20 protein-coding genes and 1 pseudogene are annotated in these 21,757 nt (G+C 71.0%); 6 read left to right on the forward strand and 15 right to left on the reverse strand.

Annotated elements, in window-relative coordinates:
• The first annotated feature begins 103 nt into the window (after positions 1–103).
• Positions 104–958: an NAD(P)H-binding protein gene (locus tag KUM03_RS20165; RefSeq protein WP_217250671.1), complete on the forward strand. Its 855-nt coding sequence runs from the start codon at positions 104–106 to the stop codon at positions 956–958.
• A gap of 25 nt (positions 959–983) precedes the next feature.
• Here the strand turns inward: KUM03_RS20165 and KUM03_RS38420 are convergent, their stop codons facing one another.
• A complete protein-coding gene (locus KUM03_RS38420) occupies positions 984–1,547 on the reverse strand; it encodes an Lrp/AsnC family transcriptional regulator (protein WP_308406362.1) in 564 nt (187 codons plus the stop codon).
• Positions 1,548–1,571: 24 nt separating this feature from the next.
• On the opposite strand from KUM03_RS38420, the gene KUM03_RS20170 reads away from it, so the two are divergent.
• Entirely contained in the window at positions 1,572–2,201 is a 630-nt protein-coding gene (locus KUM03_RS20170) for a peptidase dimerization domain-containing protein (protein ID WP_308406363.1), read from the forward strand.
• 38 nt (positions 2,202–2,239) lie between these two features.
• Here KUM03_RS20170 and KUM03_RS20175 read toward each other — a convergent pair whose 3' ends face one another.
• Positions 2,240–2,776 carry a DUF3291 domain-containing protein gene (locus tag KUM03_RS20175; RefSeq protein WP_217250673.1) on the reverse strand — a complete coding sequence of 179 codons (537 nt, stop codon included), beginning with the start codon at positions 2,774–2,776 and terminating at the stop codon, positions 2,240–2,242.
• A gap of 274 nt (positions 2,777–3,050) precedes the next feature.
• On the opposite strand from KUM03_RS20175, the gene KUM03_RS20180 reads away from it, so the two are divergent.
• Complete coding sequence (locus KUM03_RS20180; RefSeq protein ID WP_217250674.1) at positions 3,051–3,512, forward strand: SRPBCC family protein; 462 nt, start codon at positions 3,051–3,053, stop codon at positions 3,510–3,512.
• A 124-nt stretch (positions 3,513–3,636) separates the two neighbouring features.
• Here the strand turns inward: KUM03_RS20180 and KUM03_RS20185 are convergent, their stop codons facing one another.
• The 10 genes from KUM03_RS20185 to KUM03_RS20230 form a co-directional block, all read right to left on the reverse strand.
• Positions 3,637–8,190 (reverse strand): caspase family protein, encoded by a 4,554-nt coding sequence (locus KUM03_RS20185; RefSeq protein ID WP_254399614.1) that lies wholly within the window; start codon positions 8,188–8,190, stop codon positions 3,637–3,639.
• 2 nt (positions 8,191–8,192) lie between these two features.
• The gene (locus KUM03_RS20190; protein ID WP_217250676.1) at positions 8,193–8,714 is read right to left on the reverse strand and encodes a hypothetical protein; all 522 of its coding nucleotides are present in this window, start codon (positions 8,712–8,714) and stop codon (positions 8,193–8,195) included.
• 140 nt (positions 8,715–8,854) lie between these two features.
• Positions 8,855–9,340 carry a GNAT family N-acetyltransferase gene (locus KUM03_RS20195; protein ID WP_217250677.1) on the reverse strand — a complete coding sequence of 162 codons (486 nt, stop codon included), beginning with the start codon at positions 9,338–9,340 and terminating at the stop codon, positions 8,855–8,857.
• A 353-nt stretch (positions 9,341–9,693) separates the two neighbouring features.
• A complete protein-coding gene (locus tag KUM03_RS20200; RefSeq protein WP_217250678.1) occupies positions 9,694–10,020 on the reverse strand; it encodes a DUF1048 domain-containing protein in 327 nt (108 codons plus the stop codon).
• Position 10,021: 1 nt separating this feature from the next.
• Entirely contained in the window at positions 10,022–10,378 is a 357-nt protein-coding gene (locus tag KUM03_RS20205) for a DUF1048 domain-containing protein (protein ID WP_217250679.1), read from the reverse strand.
• Positions 10,375–10,701: a PadR family transcriptional regulator gene (locus KUM03_RS20210; RefSeq protein WP_217250680.1), complete on the reverse strand. Its 327-nt coding sequence runs from the start codon at positions 10,699–10,701 to the stop codon at positions 10,375–10,377. Before KUM03_RS20210 ends, KUM03_RS20205 begins: the two co-directional genes overlap by 4 nt.
• 140 nt (positions 10,702–10,841) lie before the next feature.
• Positions 10,842–11,843: a GNAT family N-acetyltransferase gene (locus tag KUM03_RS20215; protein ID WP_217250681.1), complete on the reverse strand. Its 1,002-nt coding sequence runs from the start codon at positions 11,841–11,843 to the stop codon at positions 10,842–10,844.
• Positions 11,840–13,093: an MFS transporter gene (locus KUM03_RS20220; RefSeq protein ID WP_217250682.1), complete on the reverse strand. Its 1,254-nt coding sequence runs from the start codon at positions 13,091–13,093 to the stop codon at positions 11,840–11,842. The genes KUM03_RS20215 and KUM03_RS20220 overlap by 4 nt, the downstream gene beginning before the upstream one ends.
• Positions 13,090–14,340 (reverse strand): ATP-grasp domain-containing protein, encoded by a 1,251-nt coding sequence (locus KUM03_RS20225; protein WP_217250683.1) that lies wholly within the window; start codon positions 14,338–14,340, stop codon positions 13,090–13,092. Before KUM03_RS20225 ends, KUM03_RS20220 begins: the two co-directional genes overlap by 4 nt.
• A 4-nt stretch (positions 14,341–14,344) precedes the next feature.
• Entirely contained in the window at positions 14,345–15,598 is a 1,254-nt protein-coding gene (locus KUM03_RS20230) for an ATP-grasp domain-containing protein (protein WP_217250684.1), read from the reverse strand.
• A 216-nt stretch (positions 15,599–15,814) separates the two neighbouring features.
• Between KUM03_RS20230 and KUM03_RS20235 the strand changes: the two genes are divergently transcribed.
• From KUM03_RS20235 to KUM03_RS20245, 3 genes are all read left to right on the forward strand, one after another.
• Positions 15,815–17,254, forward strand: a complete 1,440-nt coding sequence (locus KUM03_RS20235) for a coproporphyrinogen-III oxidase family protein (protein ID WP_217250685.1) — start codon at positions 15,815–15,817, stop codon at positions 17,252–17,254.
• On the forward strand, positions 17,251–18,306 hold the full coding sequence (locus tag KUM03_RS20240) for a DUF1152 domain-containing protein (protein WP_217250686.1): 1,056 nt from the start codon (positions 17,251–17,253) through the stop codon (positions 18,304–18,306). Before KUM03_RS20235 ends, KUM03_RS20240 begins: the two co-directional genes overlap by 4 nt.
• A gap of 201 nt (positions 18,307–18,507) precedes the next feature.
• A complete protein-coding gene (locus KUM03_RS20245; protein WP_217250687.1) occupies positions 18,508–19,068 on the forward strand; it encodes a GNAT family N-acetyltransferase in 561 nt (186 codons plus the stop codon).
• Here the strand turns inward: KUM03_RS20245 and KUM03_RS20250 are convergent.
• The 3 genes and pseudogenes from KUM03_RS20250 to KUM03_RS20260 all read right to left on the reverse strand — a co-directional run bounded on the left by KUM03_RS20250 (position 19,014) and on the right by KUM03_RS20260 (position 21,754).
• Positions 19,014–19,723, reverse strand: a pseudogene (locus KUM03_RS20250) (SDR family NAD(P)-dependent oxidoreductase). The gene KUM03_RS20245 and the pseudogene KUM03_RS20250 sit on opposite strands and share 55 nt — an antisense overlap.
• Positions 19,720–20,691 (reverse strand): fumarylacetoacetate hydrolase family protein, encoded by a 972-nt coding sequence (locus KUM03_RS20255; RefSeq protein ID WP_217250688.1) that lies wholly within the window; start codon positions 20,689–20,691, stop codon positions 19,720–19,722. The pseudogene KUM03_RS20250 and the gene KUM03_RS20255 overlap by 4 nt, the downstream one beginning before the upstream one ends.
• A gap of 130 nt (positions 20,692–20,821) precedes the next feature.
• Entirely contained in the window at positions 20,822–21,754 is a 933-nt protein-coding gene (locus tag KUM03_RS20260) for a VOC family protein (RefSeq protein WP_217250689.1), read from the reverse strand.
• Positions 21,755–21,757 lie beyond the last annotated feature (3 nt).

Raw genomic sequence — 21,757 nt, forward strand, 5'->3', positions numbered from 1 at the left:
CCTACGGTGGCCGAAAAGCACGAAACTGACCTGCATGGTCAGCTTATGATGCGGCCCCCACCAGGGCGGATCCGGTGTGGGCACACAGGAAGAGGCCACAAACATGATCGTTGTCACCGGTGCCACCGGGGCTCTGAACGGGACCACCGTCGAACACCTCCTCAAGCGCCTGCCCGCTGACCGGATCGGCGTCAGCGTCCGCGACGTCGCCAAGGCGCAGCACTTCGCCGACCGCGGTGTCCGTGTGCGGCAGGGCTCCTACGATGACCCGGCCGCGCTGCGCGATTCCTTCGCCGGTGCCGAACAGGTGCTTCTGGTGTCCGGCAACGACCCGGCGGCCGACTTGGTCAGCCTCCACCGAAACGCCGTCGAGGCCGCCGTCGCGGCCGGCGCCCAGCGGATCCTCTACACGAGCCAGCTGGCCGCCGTCCCCGGCAATCCGTACCCGCCGACGGAGATCCACATCGCCACGGAGGCGATCCTCGCCGACTCCGGAGTCGCCTGGACCGCACTGCGCAATGGCGCCTACGGCACACTGGACCAGGTGCTCGGCCCGTGGCAGCAGACCGGAGAGATAGCCCAACCGGAAGACGGTCCCGTCCCGTACACCGACCGTGCCGACGTGGCCGAGGCCACCGCGGTCATCCTCGCCGGTGACCGCTCCTTCGACGGCCCGGTCAACCTCACCGCGCCCACCGCCGTCACCCTGGACGACCTGGCCAAGATCGCCTCTGACCTCACCGGCCGCACCATCAAGCGCATCGTCCTGGACGACGAACAGTGGGTCGCCGACCAGATCGCGATCGGCGTCCCGGAGCAGATGGCCCGGTTCATGCTCACCTGGTACCAGGCCGGCCGCGCCGGCCACTTCGCGGAAGCCGATCCCCTGCTGACCGAACTCCTCGGCCGCGAGCCCCGCAGCGCCGCTGACCGGCTCGCAGCCGGCCTCGCCGCCTGAGGGGCTTCGCTTCGATCACCGGGTACTACCACGACCGCACCGGACGGGTGCCGACGCGCCGGCCGGCTCCGTCCAGCAGGTGCCCCATGCGTTTGACGGTTCGGGCGCCGATGATCCGATCGGTGATCTCCAGCGTGGCCAGGCGCGCGGACATGGCGGTCTCGTGCTGCTGCACGGTGCCGATGCCGGGCAGCCAATAGGTGGCCAGGACCGTGGAACTCCCGGTGACGGCGGCGACCAGCCGGCAACCGTGCAGGGTGGCCAGGGTGCGGTGCAGGGCGTTGACGTCCCTGATCGGTGCCCGGCCCCGAAAGGTCACGGCCACCGGAAGTCCCGTGAGGTCGGGGGCCACGTCGCAGCGGAAGGCCACCGTCCCGGAACGCGTGAGTCTGCCGAGCCGTCTGCGGACGGTCGCGGCGCTGACGTCCAGGCGTTGCGCCAGAGTGGCCAGTCCGAGGCGTCCGTCGTGAGCCAGGGCGTCGAGCAGCGCGCGGTCGACCTCGCCGAGAGCGGACGTGGGCGCTTCGGTGTCCGGAATCGATCCGCCGTCGGGGCGTGGGACGTCACCTTCCGCGGCAGACCCGCGCACGCCGCCCTCGCCCCCTGGGAAGGGGTGAACGCGCTCGACGCCGTCACCCTGGCGCACGCGGCTGTCGGCATGCTGCGCCAGCAGTTGCCGCCGGGCACCCTGGTCCACGACGTCGTGCACGAGGCGGGCCACGCGGTCAACGTCATTCCGGAGCACGCGCGGGCACGCTACGAGGTGCGCGCCCGCGGCACGGAGGAACTGGCCGCGGCTCGCCGGCGGGTCCGGGCCTGCCTGGAGGCGGGCGCCCTGGCCACCGGAGCGGAGTTGGACATCGTGCCGCGCGGCCACGACTTCGCCGATCTCCGGCAGGACCCGTTCCTGACTTCCGCCTACCTCCGGGCCGCACGCGCGCTGGGCCGCGACCCGGTGCCCCGCCACGGCGAGCTGATGGCCTCCACCGACATGGGCAACGTCTCCCACGCCGTACCGTCGCTCCACCCGTGCATCGGCTACGACACTGGCGGCGCACTCCAGCACACGGCCGATTTCACCCGTCACGGGACCAGTGAGGGCGCCGACCGGGCCGTCCTGGACGGTGCGACCGCCCTGGCACACGTCGCGGTGGAGCTGGCCACCGACCCTCGGCGGCGCGCCGACTTCCTCAGCCGCGTCGAACTGCGCCGGGCCGCCGCCGAGGCAGGACCCGAGCGGTGACCGGCCCCGATGGACCCTTGCCGAACAGGCCCGCCGGTTCACCACCGCCGAGAGCCGGTGGTCGGAGTTCCGTCCGGGGCGAACGAGTCGTGGAAGGCGAAGGCGTGCGGCGCGGAGCCGTGGTCATGGAGATGCTCCAACCTGGAAACCCCGTCCTGCCAGGTGGGTGTCACACCGTCCGAGACCCACCAGAACACGTAATTCGGGTGCTCAGTCCTCTCGAACCAGTCGTAGCGCCTGCTCAGCGCCTCACGGTGGAGACCGGTGTAGATCGCGTCGAAGGCGGGTCGCAGGCCGGTCCAGAGTGAGAGGGTCGTGGCCAGGGCGGTGGTTTCCGGCGTACGGCCCTTGTCGTACCAGGGCGGGACGGCGAATTCTCCCCACGCACCCCAGTCCGCCTCGAAGAACGCGCCCCGGTCGCCGTCCGCCGCTTCGGCACGCGCGAGGTACCCGGAGTGCTGACTCATCTCCCGGTAGACGGCCTCACCGATGTCATAGAACTCGTGCGTGAGAGGCGCGGGATCGGAGAGGGGTGACTTGAGGACGCCGAATGTGTACAGAGCAAGATGGGACATGCGTCTCTCCCGGGTCTGGGGGCGAGGGTTCCTGGGGCGTGACCAGCTCATCCACGACCCAGGTGAAGGTAGCTGCCTCTTGGCGCCATGTCGAAGTTGCGTTCTTGTTGTCCAAGTGGCCTCTCGCACAGCCCCTTGTGGGGCGCGACGCCGGCGGCGCCGACCGGTCGTCAGCCGAGTGATCGCGGGTACTCGCTCAGCGTGCCGGGGCCGCGTGCTGCTCGGTCCCGGCCGCGATGGATGCAGTAGACCCGACCGAGAGGCAGGTTCCCGAATGAGCACGGTCAAGGAAGCGGTGGAAGTCGAGGTTCCCGTGCACACCGCCTACAACCAGTGGACCCAGTTCGAGGAGTTCCCGCAGTTCATGGAAGGTGTCGAGGAAGTCAGGCAGCTCGATGAGCGCCGCAATCACTGGACCACCCAGGTCAGCGGAGTGAAGCGCGAGTTCGACACCGAGATCGTCGACCAGCTGCCCGACGAACGCATCACGTGGCGCACGACCACGGGTGACAGCAAGCAGAAGGGCACGGTGCGCTTCCAGCGCCTGGACGACACGCACACGCGGGTCGAACTCGTGATGGAGGTCGATCCCACCGGCGTCGCGGAGAAGACCGGTGACATGCTGGGAGTGATCGACCGGCGGGTGAAGGGCGACATGCAGCGCTTCAAGGAGCACATCGAAGGCCGTGGCGGCGAGTCCGGGGCCTGGCGCGGGCGCATCAGGCCGGGGGAGTGACCTCGTCCCGTCCCTGAAGCGCGGCGGTGTCGGCGTCGGTGACCACGTGGTGGCGTCGGCGCCGACAGCCGCATCACGGGTTCCACGTACGTCAGGGCTCGATGCCCGCACCGGCCGCCGGTGATTACTCCCCTGCGGCGCAGGAGTCGCGGTGTTCCAGGTGCGGGAACAGCGCCTTCCAACGGTCCTCCGACAGACTGACGGCTTGTGAGCGGCACATGTCCTCGTAGAGGCGGTCGGTGTCGTAGTCGAGGATGTACGTGTTCTGCTCGTTGGACAGACCCGGCGCGTCGGTCTTGGTGGTGACGGCCAGCCAGCTCCCGTCCGAGGGCAGGCGGACGGACTCCGCGCTCTGCAGGGTGGCGAACTCCGGGGTCACCCAGCGGCCGTCGCGGTCCAGGAACCAGATGCGGTAGGGGCTGCCGGTGATGGCGTGATGACCGTCGTCGGTGGCGGTGAGGGATGTGATGGCGCGGTCAAGGCGTACCGTCTCCTGCTTCTTCCTCGGCTTGCGGGGATCAGACACGTCCCAGAACTCGATCGTGCCGTCGGCGACCGCGGTCGCGAGTTCGTCCTTCCCGGAGGGGAAGTAGCTTTCCGGAGCGGCAGGGATCCGCTCTCCCTCGACCGGGCGCGCCGGCTGGGAGAGGTCGTACAGCCGGATCGTGTCGCCGCTCTCCTCGGTGACGAGCAGCTGCGACACGTCGTCGTACATCGCGCCCCGGCGCAGCGCCGCCTCCTCGATCACGTCGCCCCTGCGTGGATGGTCGGGGTCGGAGACGTCCCAGAACCGCAGGTGCCATTCGTTCTCGACGGTCACGACGGTGTGCGGGCCGGCGAACCAGAGGCTTCCCGTGTCGAAGAGTCCGCCCTTGGCCTGCGCGGGAATGTCGGCCCGCCGCACCGGGTTCCCGGGGTCGCTGATGTCCCACAGGGCGATGGTCCGCTCCTCCCTCGAGCCCACGGCCAGCAAGCTGCCGTCGGGGCTGACGGTGATGTGGGAGACGTCGGCGGTGTACCGGATGCTCGCGCTTCGGTGCGGCGGGCCCTCGGCGTCGAACCGCCAGAGCTGGAGGGTGTGGTCCAGTCCCCCCGTCCAGTGGTGGGCCAGCAGGACCGGGTCGCCGTCGCGGCCGGTCAGGAACCAGTTCGCCTCCCAGTCCTTCGGGAGGGTGTAGCGCGGCTCGGGTGAGCCGTGGTCGCCCATGGTCCAGATCCGGGTGGTCGTGGAGGAGTCGGGCTGGTCCTCCTTGGTGATGAGGAGCCTGCCGTCGGCGCTGATGGGGCCCGTGCCCGCCACCTCCTGCACGGGCAGGTAGCCGGGGAGCGCGGGCGCCCAGGCACGTTCGGTCCAGAGCCGGATCTCGCCGCCCACCTCACCGGCGGCCAGATAGCGGCTGTCGGGGCTGTAGGCGACGGCCTGGACGGGCTGCCCCGCGGACAGCACACCGAGTTCCTGCCTGATCCGGGCCAGCTCGGCCGCCTCGGCCGTCGTGCTGAGCCGCCGTACTCCGGTGTCGCGGTCCGCCCCCGCCAGGAACCTGCCGTCCGGGCTGAACGCGAGCTGCGGCATGCCGTAGTAGCCACCCCAGCCGGTCAGGCCGTCCTCCGCGGTCACCCGCCGCAGTTCCCGCCCGTCCACGACCTGCCACCATGCCGTCGTCCCGCCGCCGCCGTTCGCGACGACCAGGTCCCGGCGAGGGTGAGCCGCGACGGACATGACCGAGGCGGCCTGCTCGGTGTCCCGCAGGACGGGCCGGCCGGGGTCGGTCAGGTCCCACAGCCGCACCTTGGCGGGGTCCCCGTCCGCGCTCGGAGCGTTGCCGTTGCCAGTGATCAGGTGGTGTCCGTCGCGGGTGAACGCCAGGGAGATCAGGTCGGCGTCGGCCACCGTACGCCGCGTGCGCAGCACCGGGCGCGCCGGGTCGGAGACGTCCCACAACCGCAGCCGGCCCTTGTCGCCGCCGGACGCCAGGGTCCGGCCGTCCTTGCTGAACGCCACACTGAACGTCGTCCTGCTCCCCTCGACCGGCACATGCGCCAACCGCTCGGGCCGCTCTGGATCCGCGGTGTTCCACAAGGTCAGTTCCGTACCCGTCTGCGCGGCCAGCAGGGGCTCGCGGGGATGGTGGGCGAGCACGGGCCGGCCCTTCATCCGGAATCGGCCCCCCTCGGCCGGCCGCTTCGGATCGGACAGGTCCCACAACTGCACCCGGCCGTCCCGGTGGCTCGCGGCCAGCGCCCTGCCGTCCGCGCGGTAGGCGAGGCTGAGGACGGGCTCGCGGTGTGGCTCGGCGGGGGTGAGGTGGACAGGGGTCAGAGTGATCGCCGCCGCGTACAGGCTGGAGCGGGTCTCCGGCGTCTCGGCCGTGCGGTACGCGGCCAGACTGAGGTGCAGCGCCGTCCCCGGGTCGCGGTCGCGGATGCGGTCGGCGCGGCCTGCCAGCTCACGGGCGATGAGGGCTCGCTCCCGGCTCGCGGCCTGCCTGTTCTCGTGCAAGGCCCAGCCCGCCAGGGAGGCCGCCACCAGGGTCAGCACCGACAGCACGGACACCCACGCCCGGACGGCCCGGCGCCGGTGCCGCTCGGCGGCGTCGCTCGCGGCGACGAAGTCGCGGACCACCTGCCGTACGGGCGCTGCCCCGGCGGTCCGGCCGGCGGCCGGCTCACGTGCCTCCCGCAGGTCGAAGCCCCGCCACAGGCCACTGGGCCCGCGGCCGCCCTCGTCCCAGCCCTCCGCCGCGGCCGTCAGCCGTCGCAGCCGCAGCAGATCGCCCCGGACCTCCTCGATCCAGCCGGTCAGGCGCTCCCACGCGTGCAACAGCGAGTCGTGCCCGAGCTGCGCCCCGCCGTCCTCGTCCACCACGACGAGATGGGCGTCGGCGAGGAGTCGCAGCAAGTCCTGCGCGTCGGCCAGTTCCTCGCGCGGCACCCTGCGGCGCACCAGCCGGCCCTCGCCGTCGGCGACCTGCACCATGGCGAGCATCAGGGTGCGCAACCGCTGCCGGCCGTCCTCGTCGAGGCCGTCGTGGATCCGGTCGGCTGCGCGGGCGACCGCGTCGCGGATGCCGCCCGCCTGCTGGTAAGCCGCGTAGGTGAGCGTCGTGCCGCGTCGCCGCAGCCAGATCTCCTGAAGGACGTACGCCAGATACGGCAGGGCCGCCGCGTCGCCGGTGCGTCCGCCGCGCCTTTCCTCGTTCACCTCACGCAGCAGGATGCGCGGGACGCCCGTCTCCCACTCCAACCCGGCGTAGCGGGCGGGCTCGACGACGGCCGCCTCGATCTCGTCGTCGTTCATGGCGGGCACCACGAAGTGGTCGTGTTCCGCGAACGGGGCGAGATGCGGGTCGCCGAGAACGTCGCCGTGGTAGTCGGCGCGCAACGCCAGCACGACGCGCGGGCCGTCGGCAGCGGCCAGCGCGGCGGCGAACCGGCCGCGCTCGGCCTCGTCCGCGCCGTGCGTGAAGTACTGCTCCAACTGGTCGACGACCAGGACCCCGGGCACCGGCCCGCCGCGCGCCCCGGATCCCTCGCGGGTGAAACTGCCCTGTTCCAGATCGCGTACGACCTCGGTGACCGAGCGGCCCACCGCCTGCGCCCACGCCTCGGCGAGCCGCCGGAACGGTCGCGCTCCGGGTGCGGGCACCAGGCACACCGGTCCCAGTCCCGCACGGTGCGCCGCCACGCTCAGTCCGGCGCGCAGCAGCGACGACTTGCCGACGCCGGAGTTTCCGATGAGCACCAGCGGTTTCCCCGGCCGGGTCCCGGCAACCCTCGCCAGCAGCCGCTCCGTCATCTCCTCGCGGCCGAAGAACAGGTGGTGCTGCTCGGGCAGGTACGGGCGCAGGCCCGGGTACGGGCACACGGCGTCCGAGTCGTCCTCCGGCACCCGCGGGACGTCCGGGGCAAGCGGCGCGGGATAGCGGCGGTTGGTGGTGACGACCAGCTCGGCCATGCGGGCGGTGCCACCGCCGTAGGGGCGGGCCGCCTCGCCCTGGAGCCGCTGGTCGAGCAGGCGGTAGATCCCACCGAGCGTCAGCAGACGGGAGGCGCCCGCGTCGCCCTCCCGCAGCAGCTTCAGCAGATGCCCTGTGAACAAGGTGTACTCGGTGCCCTCGGCGGCGTAGGCGAGGGAGTTGCGCTGGGCCGACCCCAGCAGATAGCTGCCCTGGGGACGGGACGCGCCGAACGGGTCCTGGGCGGGGGCGTGGTCGGGTTCCCGGGCGTTCCCGGCGAAGCAGCAGTCGAGGATCAGCACCGGGTCCGCGGCGGCGTCGCCGAGGTAGCGCTCGATCTCCGCGTAAGGCACCGCGTGAGCGGTGTCCGTGAGGGACTTCGTCGCGGCCGTCGCGAGATACAGCCGTCCGCCGGGCCCGCGCAGACCGTGGCCGACGAAGCAGAAGACGACGATGCCGCTCTCGGGCCGCTCCTCGGTGGGCGCCGCCCGGTCCGCGGCCTCCGCCAGCGCCTCCAGCACCTCGCTGGGTGACGCGGGGTCCGTCAGCACGCGGACCCGGTCACCCATGCCGCAGTGCGCGCGCAACGTCTCGGCCAGCGCCCGCGCCGAAGGCACGGCCGAGGGCAGATCATGCAGCCGGTCTCCCGGATGGCGGCCGGTGCCGACCACCACTGCGTAACAGCCGGGGCCGGTCAGATCCGGTCCTCCCCCTAACGGCATGGTCAGTGCGCCCCCTCGGTCCGGCGCGTGCCGTCCCCGTCCGACCGACGGGAACCGTACCCGTCGGCCTGCCGGGTGCCGTCCCCACCGGACGGTTCGCGCTCGCCCGTGTCCAACGCGGACGGCTCCCGCCCGGCATCCCGAGCCGATGGCTCCCGCAGTGCCTCCGCCACCCGCTGGGCCAGCTCGCCGGTGCCCTCCGCGGTCAGCGGCCGGACCTTCTCGGAGGTGACCACCAGCTGGGTGCCGTCCGGCCGGCTGATGGTGACGGTCACATTGCTCCGCCGGTTCTGCAGCCAGACGACGAGGGCGGCACCGGCCGCCGCCGTGGGCCCGCCGGGGGCGAGCAGCAGGGCCAGCAGCTCGCTCCAGGCACCGCCCATCGCTCCCGCGGGCGCGCTGTCCGCGAGGTCGCGCCGCACGAGTCCGCGCAGTTCGGGATCCTGGCGCAGCCAGTCGTACAACTCGTCCGTGGCGCTCACGTGGTCCCCGGTCTCCGCCTGTACGCCGAGTGTGAAACGCAAGTCCCGCTCCTCTCCCGGCACGCCGACGCCGCACCGCTCATCCGTCCCCTGAGTCCCCAACTACCCTTACCCGTTCGCCAGTTCCCCGCAAGCACAAGACAGCGACGCCCTCGTAAGGGCCGTCGGGCGGGATGACGTGCTCAAGTGAGTGGGACCCGGCGGGCAGGGACTTCGAAGACGACTTCGCGGCCGTCCTCCTCGTCCCACTGCTCCCCGACCTCAACGAAGCCGAAGCCCGAGATCGTGGCCAGGGATGCCACGTTGTCGGGGCTGATCGTCGCCCGCACAGTCGTGACCGCGGCTTCGGCCGCCGCCCGGCGGAGCAACTCGATCAGTGCGGCTCGGGCATATCCCTGGCGACGAAAGTCGGGGGCGACGGAGTAGCCGATCTCGACCATGCCGACCTCATCAGGTGGGCCGTGGAACCCGGCATGTCCGACGACGAGACCCTGGTCGCCGACGACCGCTTGTCGCACCATCCACCGGGCCTCGCCGGGATCGGCGGCCATCTGGTCGAGCCGGAACCGCCACAGCCACTGTGCTCTGCCGGTCACGAAGTACTCGGTCAGCGAAACCCCGGCCAATCTGCTGGCTTCGGACAGGTCACCATCGAGCAGAGCGGACATCGCCCCGCCGGACAGCTCGACAAAACGTACACACTTCGGGCTCCGCCTGAACGGTCCCCGGCGATCGGCTCCATCTGTCACCCGCGGATGCTCGCCGACTCACCCGGAGGGAGTCCAGCGATTTTGCAGCAGATGACACCGTCGGAGACGAGCTCGCGGCCAATGCCCCACATGGTGTGGCGCGAGCGCGGGCGAGGCCGGTCGTCGGCTCGTCGCTCCAGCAGCTCGGCGGTGACCTGCTTTGCCCTCGCGTCTGGAGAGGTGGCCCGCGACCTGGACCTGCCCGCCGTCGGCACCGATGAGCGTGGAAAGCCGATGCCGTCGAGGACGGGCTTGGCGCCGTACGCCTTGCGCTACTTCTCGGCCGTGCCGGGCTTTCCACCGAGGGATTCCTGATAGACGTCCGCATAGGTACGTGAGTCCTTGATCAGGCCGTCGCAGAACGCGGCGACATCGTCACCGATCAGTTCCAGAATCCCCTTGCCTGCGGCGACACCCTCCTCGAAGAAGTCGACGATCCCGGGCAGCAGGGGCCCGTCGGGCAGGTCGATCGGTCCGACCTTGAACAGATACCGCTGCATCTCCTTGTAGACGATCTGGTAGTCGGGCGGGAGCGCCTTGACCCGAGCCATGTGTGCGCGCCACTGCTTCTTGCCCTCGATGATGTCGTGGATGCTCACGTCAGCCCTCCAGTCGGCTCAGTTTCCTCGCGACGTTCCTGTTCAACTGCTCGCGCCACCGGTCGCGATAGGTTCGAGCCCCGTGTCCGCCGGCCAGCGCCGTACAGAAGCCGGGGATGTCGTCGCCGAGCCCCTCCTGGACGCTCAGCCCGTCCGCTGCGGTCTCTTCGAGCAACCCCAGCGCCGCGTCGAAGATCGGTGTCAGATTGCGCCCGGTGAAGTCCCCATGAGGAAGGAGATGTTCCTTGATCTGCTCCCACGCCGCACGGTAGTCGTCCGGCAAGGCCTCGGCCCGGGCTTCGAACGCCTTCCAATCCCGGGTGAGATCGCTGCCTGTGACCCTCTCCCAGAAGTTCATCTCCCGCCCTCCTTGAGCCTGTCGATGCGTGATGAGACGTACTGCCATTTCGCCCAGAACTTCGCGAGTTCCTCGCGTCCGGCATCGTTGAGCGAGTAGAACTTGCGCGGCGGACCGGCCTCGGATCGTCGTTTCGCCACCTGGACGAGTCCGTTCCTCTCCAGCCGCAGCAGGATGGTGTACACCGTCCCCTCGACGACGTCGGCGAAGCCGAGCTCGTTCAACTGGCGAGTGATGGCGTACCCGTAGGTTTCCTCGCTGCCGATGATTTCGAGCACGCACCCTTCAAGCGTGCCCTTCAACATCTCCGTCAGGTCGTCCATCGCCAGCCCACCTCAGCTCCATCGGTACTACGTGCTACCGAGTACTGCTACAAAGTACCACCGAGTAGTGAAGGGTGTCGACGAAGAATTGCGTGGCCCCGGCGAGGAGCCCTTCCGCAGAACAAGCCGCCCCCGTCCCGCTACTGGTCGACCAGCGCCCACAGCCCGGACACCGACGCGCCACGCCGGCGCTTGGCCTCGATGGTCGTCATGCCCGCGTGCAGGGCGGTGGTGCCGTGGACGTAGGCGTCTTCGACGGGCAGGTAGTACATGAGGTTGAAGTACAGGTGCGGGGCCGGGTGCCGCCGGTCGACGGCGACCGCACGGATCCACGTCGTCGACCCGTAGTGGTAGTACAGGCAGAACCCCGCCATTCGTCGCCCGTCATAGGCGGCCACCACACGCGCTTCGTCACCCATCGCCGCGGCCTGCCGCTCCAGGAGCCCGGTCATCGCGTCGACACCGTCCCGGTCGTGCCCGTGGTCCCGCTGATGGCCGGCGAGCAGCGCACCCGCGTCGTACAGGCAGTCCGCGAGCGCCTGGTGGCGTACGTCCAGCCCGGCGGCGGCGAAGGCGCGGCGTTCCCGGCGTATGCCGGCACGGCGCCGCGAGGGCAGGGAGGCGATGTAGTCGTCGACACCCGTGCCGGGCAGGGGGATGAGGGCGTCGTCCTCCAGACGGAGGGGGCGGCCGGGGTAGAGAGGAGCGAGCCGCGCGGCGGCGGGTGCGGTGAGGTACGGCCACCAGTGGGTGGTGCCGTGCCGGTCGGCGAAGTGCCGTGCGGCGTCCCGCAACAGCAGGAGGCAGCCGTCTCGCTCCGCGGCCCCGAGGCCGGGGGCGGTGAGCGGCGTGTTGTGGTAGCCGCGCCGTGCTCCGGCGATCACGCGCGGCCGCAGGTGTGTGGGCAGCACGGTGGCGGGCTGGTAGTAGTCGTTCGGCTCGTCCCGTACGAGGTAGAGGGGCGCGGCGGCGAGCAGAGTGCCCGCGCGGTCCCGGACGAGTGCGTACGCACACCGGGCGGTCGGGTCGTCCTCTTCGCCCGCGAGCCACTGGTGGGAGAGGTAGAGGCCGGCCGGCCGGGCGAGGTGCTCCCACTCGGCGGCGGGCACGGCGCTGGCGGAATCGACGAGGGTCGTGATCAACGGGGTTTCCTCCGACGATGGCGGTTGGCGGCTTTGAGAGCCGGCGCGGCGAGGACGGCGATCAGGCAGGCGGCGGCTTCGACGCCCCACGGCAGGAGCGGGCCGGCTTCCAGCAGCAGGGTGAACACGGCGGGAGCGGCGACCATGCCGACGGCCCACGAGAACTGGTACAGCCCCTGCGTGAAGCCTCGCGCCGCCCCTGGAGTGAGGCTGACCGACAGTTCGCTCAGCGCAGGTCCGAGAAGGATCTCCGCGACGCTGAACAGCACCATCGCGCCCATGAGGGCGACCCACGCGGTGGAGGCGAGGTGGGGCAGCGCGGGCAGGGCGAACGCGCCCATCGCCAATGTCATGACCAGGTATCCGGCCGCCACGGCGCGGCGGGGAGCCTTCGGCGCGACGTGTGCGGTGATGACGGTCGACAACCCGGAGACGATGACGGTGTTGACGACGAACAGCGCACTCGCCGCCGACGCGGAAAGCCCCAGGGAACGGGTGGTGTAGACGGCGACCAGCACGGAGAGCATCGCCTGGGCGAGGACGTAGGGGATGTTCGCGGCGACGAGGATCAGGTAGCGGCGCGTGTCGTCCGCCGGGCTGACCACGGTGTCCGGTGCCGCGCCCTCCGCCGGCGGGGGAGTGGTGGTGAGTGCGGCGAAGCAGAGGGCGGCCAGCAGGTACGTCGCGGCGTCGACCGCGATCATCCACCACAGCGAACCCGGACCGAACACCGTCAGCGCCCCCGCCGCCGCGGCGGCGCCCGCGGCGAGGCCGATGTTGCGCAGCGAGCCGGTGAAAGCGAACCATGCCCGCCGCTCCCCGGGTTCGGTGACGTGCGTGATCAGGGTGCGCTGCGCGGTGAAGTACATGTTGATCCCGGCCTGCACCAGCACGTACACGCCGACGACGTGCCACAGCTCGCCCGCCGCCAGGAACAGGGCGAACCCGGCTGCGGCGACGACGTTCGCCCACACCACGACCGGTTTCGGCCCCACCCGGTCCATGAGGCGCCCGGCGAGGAACGTGACCGGCAGGGCGATCGCCTGTCCCACCGTCGTGGCCACCCCCACCTGCGCCAGCGGCAGACCTCGTACGTCGGTGAAGTACAGCAGCCCCAGCGGCAGCAGCATGCCGTTGCCGACGGAGTCGATCAGGTTGCCGGTGATGAAGAGACCGTGTCCCCGCAGCACGGGTACGCCGAGACGTTCCGCGGCACGGGAACGGCCGCGGGCCTGTGTCACCGCGCTCACGGGCACAGCAGGGAGCGGATCTTGCCCATGACGTCGGCCGCGGGGAAGCCGGTCGTCTCGTGCAGTTCCGTCAGGGCCTTCACCGTGCTGTCCTCCTCGCCCTCGGCGAGGGTGAACGCGACGATGTCGCCGCGGGAGACACCGTCGATGACCAGATCGTGCGCGGTGACCACCGTGACGCGCTGCCGCAGCTCGGCCACCACCGCCGGCGGGACGCCGTCCTCGGCGAGGAACTCGACGGCCCATCCGGTCCGTTCCGCCGGACCGTCGGTGACGGGCAGCCCCCGGGCCATGCGGGCGAGGGACGCGAAGGTGTTCGTGCCCGAAGCGGCGCACGACAGGGTGGTGGCCCCGCCGATGCGCGGGTTGATCTCCAGTACGACGAAGTGGCCGCGGGCGTAGACCATGTCGACGTTGACCGACCCGCACACCCCGAGGTCCCCGCACAGGGTGACCAGCGTGCGGGCCACTTCGGCGAACGCGGCGTCCGCTTCCGCGTGGGGACCGCACCAGCGCAGGTCGGCGAAGGTGAACACGGGCTCCGCCCCGGCGCGCCCGGTCCAGCACAGCGGCAGCACCCGGTAGGAGCCGGGGCGCCCCACGATGTCCACGCTGCACAGGTCGCCCTCGACGACCTCTTCCACCACCGCGGACACCTCCGGCGGGGAAGCGAGGTAGGCGTCGAGGTCGGCGGCACCGCGGAGGGTGCGGATGCCCATGCTGGTCGAGTCCCACACGGGCTTCGACAGCAGCGGATAGCCGATCTGCCCGGCCCGTACGCGCAGGGCGTCCCGATAGCCGGGCACCGGCAGCCCCCGACCCGCCAGCAGGTCGGAGTCGGTACGGAATCCGGCCGGCACCCTCAGCCCGGCCTGCTCGCACAGCCGCTTGGTCTCCCACTTGTCCACCAGCAGCATCGTCGACTCGAGTGGAGTCATGACCGTCGGGATTCCCTGGGCGTCCAGCAACGCCTTGGCCGCGGCATCTCGCACCGCGTTCTCGCACGGCAGCGAGATCGACACCGCGGCATCCGCTCCCCAGGCGGCGACCGCGTCGGCGAGCGCCCTCGGCGTCACCGCCCGGTCCAGCCGCTCCCGGTACCCGGGAAAGTCGTCGTCGCCGGCGGCGCCGCTGGTGTGGAAGAGCCCGGCCTCGATGCCGTCGGCGGCGAGCCCGCGTACGGCTCGCTGGATGTAGGGGTCGGCGCGCTGGATACCGACCGACCGTAAGAACGCGATCTTCCGCACCTGTTCAGCTCACTTCCACTCGGGACCGGGCGGCCACCCGACCGGCCAGCCTGCCTGCTTGGTCAACCGTTTCCGCGCGGGCCACCACGTGCCCGACGCGGCAGCTCGAGTCCGCCGGCTCCGGCACCGTGTCGCCGGGCCGCAGGTGCAACTCGCTGTGCGTACCGGGCATCTCGGGGATGGACACCTGCCGGAGCACCCCTCCCCGCTCCGGCAGCAGGAACCGGATCGTCGCCGCGTCCGTACGGGAGGCGACAGTGTCTGGGGTCCGGCCGAGCACGGCCTGGAGACAGGCCACGGCTTCGCTCACGCCCGTCGCGGCCTCGACGACCTCGCACAGGTTGTCGCCCGGCAGACGGGCACCGGTCTCGATCACATACGGCGTCTCGGTGCCCCGGGGGATCTTCACCTCCGTGTGGGCGATCCCGTTGCGCACACCGACGGCGAGCGCCGCCCGCGCGGCGACGTGCTGCACCCTCCTGGCGAGCGGCGGGGCCAGACCGGACGGGCAGGTGTGTCCGGTCTCGATCCGGTATCGGCCCTCGGTGGTGTCCTTCCTGACGACCGGCAGGGGATAGGCCACCCCGTCCGCGACGACCGTGTCGCACGAGTACTCAGCACCCGGGATGTACTCCTGTACCAGGGCCCGCGTGTCGAGCTTCAGACCGTGCGGGTGCGCGTGGGTGTACTGCCGGGCCGCCTCGACGGCACGGGGCAGCTGATCCGGGGTGTCCACCACGGACACGCCCCACGAGCCGCCCTGCTCCGCGGGCTTCACCACCAGTGGCCGGCCCAGCTCGCCCGACCTGGCCACCCCGTGCGCCTCGGCCGCGTCGTGCACGACCGTCCAGCGGGGGGCGGGGACCCCGGCGGCGGCGAACGCCTCGCCCATCAGGATCTTGTTCCTGGCCGCGTGCGCGAGCGCCGGATCGTTGCCGGGCAGGCCGGTCCGCCGGGCGAGCAGGGCGGCGAGCGGCGTGAACAGTTCGAAGCAGGCGACGATGCCCGAGACGGCGTGACGCCGGCAGAAGACGTCCATGTCGTGCAGAGCCCTCGGAGTGTCCGCGAGGTCCGTCGTGCACACCCCCGCGAGAGCCGAGCGCAGCCACACCGGATAGCCGTCGTGGATGTCCTTGTGCGTGGCCGCGTACAACCGCAGGCCCAGCCGCTCGGCGGCCTCGACGAGGAAGCGCCCCGCGTTGCCCATCGGCTCGATCACCAGCACTGCCGGCCCGCGCGGGCCCCCACCGATCGTCATGCGACCAGCAAAGCCGCAGGGCACAGCGGACGACTATGGGCCCGACCGACGAAAACAACTCCTCGCAGAGCGCGGGCATTTGGAGCATCGGCCAGCCAACTCACCAGTAGCAGAAGCTCATTTGGTGCACACGCCTCATGGAGCGGCGCGAGCACTCCGTGATCGGATCGCCACGTCAGGTAAGCCGCACCCGCGACCCGAACGGGGATCACCGCCGTGACCAGCCTGCACCAGCAACTCGCCGACTACATCGACCAGGGCGTCATTCCGCCCTACCAGTACTCGTACCCTCCCCGCTCCACCTACCGCCCCCTCCAGGAGGGCAGGTGGACCGTCCACGACGTGTGGGAGAAGGACCTCGCCAACTACCAGGTCCCCGAGCTCAACCTCTACCTGCACGTCCCCTTCTGCGACCGCAAGTGCGGTTTCTGCAACCTCTACACGATCATCAGCACCGACGAGGACGTCTTCGACGCCTACACCGACGCCCTCTGCACCCAGATCCGCGATCACGCGGAGATCATCCAGGCCCGGCGCCTGCGCACCGTCTACATCGGCGGCGGCACCCCCGCCCTGCTCAAGCCCCGGCACTTCGAGCGGATCTTCACCACCATCGGCGCCGTCTACCCCAACTGGCGCTCCACCGTCGAAGAAGTCGCCGTCGAGGCCACCCCGTCCTCCATCGCCGACGAACCCGACGAGTTCAAGGCCCTGATCGAGATGGGCCTCACCCGGGCCAACGTCGGCATCCAGTCCCTCGTACCCCGCGAGATCCGCGAAGCCGGCCGCGGCGGCGAGGACGAGGACGTCATCCGCCGGGCCGTCCACACCGCACACGAACTCGGCCTGCCCGACCTGTCCACCGACCTGATCATGGGATTCGCCGGACAGACCCCCGAGACCTGGCGCCACAGCGTCGACGAACTGGCCCGGCTCCGGCCCACCACCATCAGCACCTACTTCCTCACCGTGCGGCCGGACGCCTGGTTCTCCAAGACCGGCGCCTACCAGTACATGTGGCAGCCCGAGCTGTACGACCGCTACGACTACGCCCGCCAGGTCTTCCTCGAGCACGGCTACGTCCAGGAGGGCTCCGTCCGCTACAAGAGGCCCGGCCGAGGGGGCTACGCCCAGAAGGTCCTCACCTTCCACGGCGTCCCCCTCCTCGGCCTCGGCGTCGGCGCCCGCTCCTACACCAGCGTGCTCGACTACATGAGCGGCAGCGTGAAGCCCTCGACGGCCGAGGTGGCCGACTACATCAAGAAGGCGAAGAGCCACGCACTCGCCCCCGTCACCGGCTTCGAGCTGACCGGCGAGGAGATCGTCCGCAAGCGCCTCGTCCTCGACACCTTCGACCTGGATCTCACGGAACTCGACCGCTTCGGCTACCAGCAGCACGCCGCGGAGTTCGAACCCATCCTCGACGCGGCCGAGTCCAACGGGCTCCTCCACCGCATCGGCCGCCGCGTCCAGCTCACTCCCAAGGGCTTCAAGTACCGCGACATCCTCTCCTGGATGTTCTACTCGGAGCCCGTCAAGGCACTCGACCGCGAGTACTACGAGAACCTCCACGCCGCCAACCGGCGCGCCCGGACCAACATGGGAGCGACTCCCTTACGCATCACCGGCATCGACCTGCGCGAGCACGTCGCATGAGCGACCTGTACGTCGCCGCGGGCGGAGGAGGCGACCCCATCGGCACCCTCATCGCCGCCCGTACCGTCACCGTCGACCCGGCCCCGCCGCTGATCGCCACGTACGCCTGGGAGCGCCCCGAAGTCGACCCCACCGCCAGGCCCCTCGGGCAACGGGACTTCACCGGGCTCACCCGCGAAGCCGGCGGAACGGCCTTCACCTCTGCCACCCGGGCCCGCCCGCCGGCCGGATCCACCATGCCCGGCCTGGCCAGGGACCTGCCCGTCCGGCTGCTGCTGCTCGACCCCGCCCAAGGGCTCTTCTCCCTGTCACGGCAGATCGAAGCCATGGCCGAAGCAGCCGGCGACCGGATCCGCGTCATCGACATCGGCGGCGACATCCTCACCCACGGCGACGAGCCCACCCTGCGCAGCCCGTTCGGGGACGCCTTCACCCTCGCCGCCTGCCACCTCGCCGGCATCCCCACCACCGTCTACGTCGCCGGGCCCGGCCTCGACGGCGAGATCGACGAACAGCTCCTGCTGAAACGCCTCACCGGCCGCCGGCCTCTCACGCCCGGCCGGGACGCGGCCTCGGCGGCCGGTCCCGCGCTGGCCTGGCACCCCTCCGAGGCATCCGCCCTGTGGGCCGCCGCCATCCACGGCGCCCGCGGCACCGTCCGGACCGTCCACCACACCGTCCGGCTCACATCCGTCTCCCCACGGCTGTACCACCTGCCGCTGCGGGACGCCATCGACCACAACCCGGTCGCACAAGCCCTGCTGGACGAGCGCCCGGCCACCCTGGAGGCGGCGGCGGCCCTCTCCCACCGGCTCACCGGCATCCATGGACTGGCCCCCGAACGCGACCGCGCACCCCATGACCAACCGCACGCCGGGAGCACCGCCCTCCTCGACCAGGACCAGGCGATGAAGACACTCCGCGAAGCGGCCGACGGAGCCGACCACGTCACCCTCCGGTACGCCGCCCGCACCCTCGACCTCCCCTGGACGGCCATCCCGTCCCTGCGAGAGGTCCTCGGGAGCGACATGCCGCTGCTCCGGCTCACCTGAACCTCCGCCAGGAGAGCTCACCGGCTGAGCCCGACGCCGGGCACGGGTCCTTCCACCAAGAGCGAGGTCTCGCGGTTCTTCACTGACCTGGAGCACCCAACTGACCGCGGTCCGCACCCGGCCCCTGGACCGCATCCTGGTGAGCCGATGACTGTCCCGGTTATGCTGCCCTGTCCTGTCAGGCCAGGAAGGATCGGCACTATGCGCGGCACCCCGTCAACCTTTCCCGATCGGATCGAGCTTGCCGGGGAAGGGCTCGTCCTGCGTGACTGGACGGAAGCAGACCTGGCCGCGATGCCGGATTTGTTCGACCATCCCGACATCGCGTACTGGACGCCGGTTGTCTCGCCCTTCGACGAAGCTGCCGCTCGCGCGCGGCTGGACCGGGACCGGCAGATGCGGGCGGAGGGCACGACCATCCTGCTCGCCATCACCGTTGATGGTTGCGCGCCGCTCGGCGAGGTGATGCTGCGGCGCGCTCCAGAGGGCACAGAGATCGGCTACGCGGTCGGCCCGGCGTACCGCGGCCGGGGACTGGCCGCGCGGGCGGTGCGGGTGATGGCGGCATACGCCTTCGAACAACTGGGCGCGGAGCAAGTGATCCTGGAGCTGGAGGCCGAGAACACCGCGAGCGTCGCCGTGGCCACCAAGGCCGGGTTCAGCCTGCTTGACGTGCCGCTGATCGAGGGGGAGGAGAAGGGACGTCCCTATGCCCTGCAGACGTGGGGCCTGCGGCCGACAGTGTCAGACAGTTCAGGGTGACTGTCCCGCCGCTGAAGAGGGCGGCCGGTCTTGTTCGCGTTGGCGTACACGATGACGATGCCGCCGAACGCGTCCATGCCGCCGTCCACCGGGATCTCCGCGCCGCTGATGAACGACGCGTCGTCGGACAGGAGGAACACGACCAGGGGCGCCACCTCGCCGACGGTGCCGGTGCGGCCGAGCGGCGTGGCGCGGATGTTGGCCTCGCGGAAGGCGGGTGCGGCGGAGGCGGTCATCTCCGTCTCGATGCAGCCGAGGTGGATCGTGTTGACACGGGTGCCGCGCGGGCCCAGCTCCCGGGCGGCGGTCCTCGACAGGCCGCGCAGCGCCCACTTGCTGGTCGTGCAGGCGACCGGGTAGTGCGCGGTGAGGGCCGCGAGGAGCCGACGTTGACGACCGATGAGCCCGGTGGCATGAGCGGTGCCAGGTGCTGGACGCCGAGGAGTGGACCGGTGACGTTGACCGCGTGGACGCGGGCCATGTCCTCGGGGCGCACGTCGCCGAGGTGGGCCCGCCAGGTGATGCCGGCGTTGTTGACCAGGCCGTGCACCTGCCCGTACGACTCCCGCAGCTCGGAGGCGAGTCCGGCCCAGTCCCGCTCGTCGGTGACGACGACGACCTTGCCGAGCAGCCTCTTGAGGTGCGGGTCGCTCACGGCCGCTCCCGGGACCGGCGCCGGCCGGCGGGGAGCGGGACGGGCTCGACGCCGGGGACGACGGTGTTGGTGAGGGTGCCGATGCCCTCCACGGTCAGGGTGACGGTGTCGCCCGGCTTCAGCGGCGGCGGAGTCTGCTCGCCGCGGCGGCCCCACAGTTCGGCCAGGCAGCCGCCGTTGCCGCAGGTGCCCGAGCCGAGGACGTCACCCGGTACGACGCGGGTGCCGCGGGAGGCGTAGGCGGTCATCTCCTCGAAGGTCCAGCTCATGTTGGACAGCAGGTCCTCGCCGACCTTGTCGCCGTCGACATCGGCGGTCAGAGCCAGACGCAGGAAGCCGTCGGCGTCCCGGTACGGCTCCAGTTCGTCCGCGGTGACCAGGTACGGGCCGAGCGTGGTGGCGGTGTCCTTGCCCTTGCAGGGGCCGAGGCCCACCTTCATCTCCGCGCTCTGCAGGTCGCGCGCGGACCAGTCGTTGAACACGGTGTAGCCGACGACGTGGTCGCGGGCCTGCTCGGGAGTCAGGTCACGGCCGTCCCGCCCGATCACCGCGCCCACCTCCAGCTCGAAGTCCAGCACGGACGAACCGGGCGGCACCGGGACGTCGTCCCGGTGGCCGTAGATCGCGTGCGGGTTGGTGAAGTAGAAGGTCGGTGCCGCGTACCACTGCTCGGGGACCCCGGCCACCCCGTCGATCGAGCGGCGTACGCCCTCGACATGCTCCTCGAAGGTAACGAAGTCCCGTACCGACGCGGGCCGCAGCGGGGGCAGCAGCCGTACCTGGGAGACGTGGGGGCCGGACGGGACGTCCAGGGCGGCCCGTCCGGCGCCGAGCAGCCCGGGCAGGCCGTTCACCTCCGTGAGCAGGTCGGTGAGCGAGGTGACGCCGGGCAGAGGGTAAAGGGTGCCGTCGTCCTCCACGACGGCCACGCGGTGGCGGTGGCGGTGTTCGTAGGCGGCGAAACGCATGCTACGGCTCCTGGGGGAGGGGGTCGGTCGAGGGAATGCCCATGAGGTCGTGGCCCGCGGTGAGGCGGCCCGGCAGCCGGCCGCGCGGGCGGAGCCGCGGGCCGCCGCGTCCCCGGTGTGCGGAGAGGGATCAGACCGGCGGGGCGACGAACACACCGCGGTCGGGATCGTTGAAGGACTCCTTGGCGACGAGTTCGTTCATGGGGTTGGCGGTACCCCACTGGTCGGTGACCTCGGGCTGGGAGAAGTCGTAGACGTGTGGGTGCCAGGTGTCCTCGTCCAGACACTCCAGCTCGGTGGTGTACTCGACGGTGTTGCCGTGCGGGTCGAGGAAGTAGGTGAACGTGTTGTCGCCCGCCATGTGCCGGCCCGGACCCCAGATCTTCTTGAAGCCGGCCCGGATGACGCGCCCGGAGCCGCGCATGTACTCGTCGATGCCGCGCATCTCGAAGGAGACGTGGTGCAGGGCGGTGTGCGGGCCCTGGGCGATGGCCATGGAGTGGTGCTGGCTGCTGATGCGCATGAAGTGCATGACCTCGCCCATGTGCGGCGAGCTGAGCGTGTCCGACAGCGCGAAGCCGAGGTGACGCTCGTACCACTCGCGGGTGCGGTTCAGGTCGGGGGAGTTGAGCACGACGTGGGAGAGCTTGACCGGGATGGCCTCCTTCTCCTCGATCTTGCGGTGCTGCCTGACCACGACGTCGGCGGAGACCTCGATGGTGCGGCCGTCGACGTCGAAGAAGCGGAAGCCGTATCCGCCGCCCGGAGTGTCGACCTTCCCCGGCTGGGAGATCAACCGCACGCCGCCCGCCAGCAGTCGCTCGGCGAGGGTGTCGACGTCCGAGGCGGACGCCGCGCCGTAGGAGACCAGGTCGAGGCGCTTCTCCTCGGCCTTGCGGAGCCGGACGACGTACTGCTCGGGGGAGCCCTCGGCGGCGAGGAAGGAGATGCCGGAGTCCTCGGCGACCTTGGTCAGGCCCCAGACGCCGGCGTAGAAGTCGAGTTGCTTGTCGTAGTCGGGCACGGCGAGGTCGACGTGCCGCAGGTGGGTGAGCAGGCGCATGAT

The organism is Streptomyces sp. AC602_WCS936 (assembly GCF_019049125.1).
Taxonomy (GTDB): domain Bacteria; phylum Actinomycetota; class Actinomycetes; order Streptomycetales; family Streptomycetaceae; genus Streptomyces.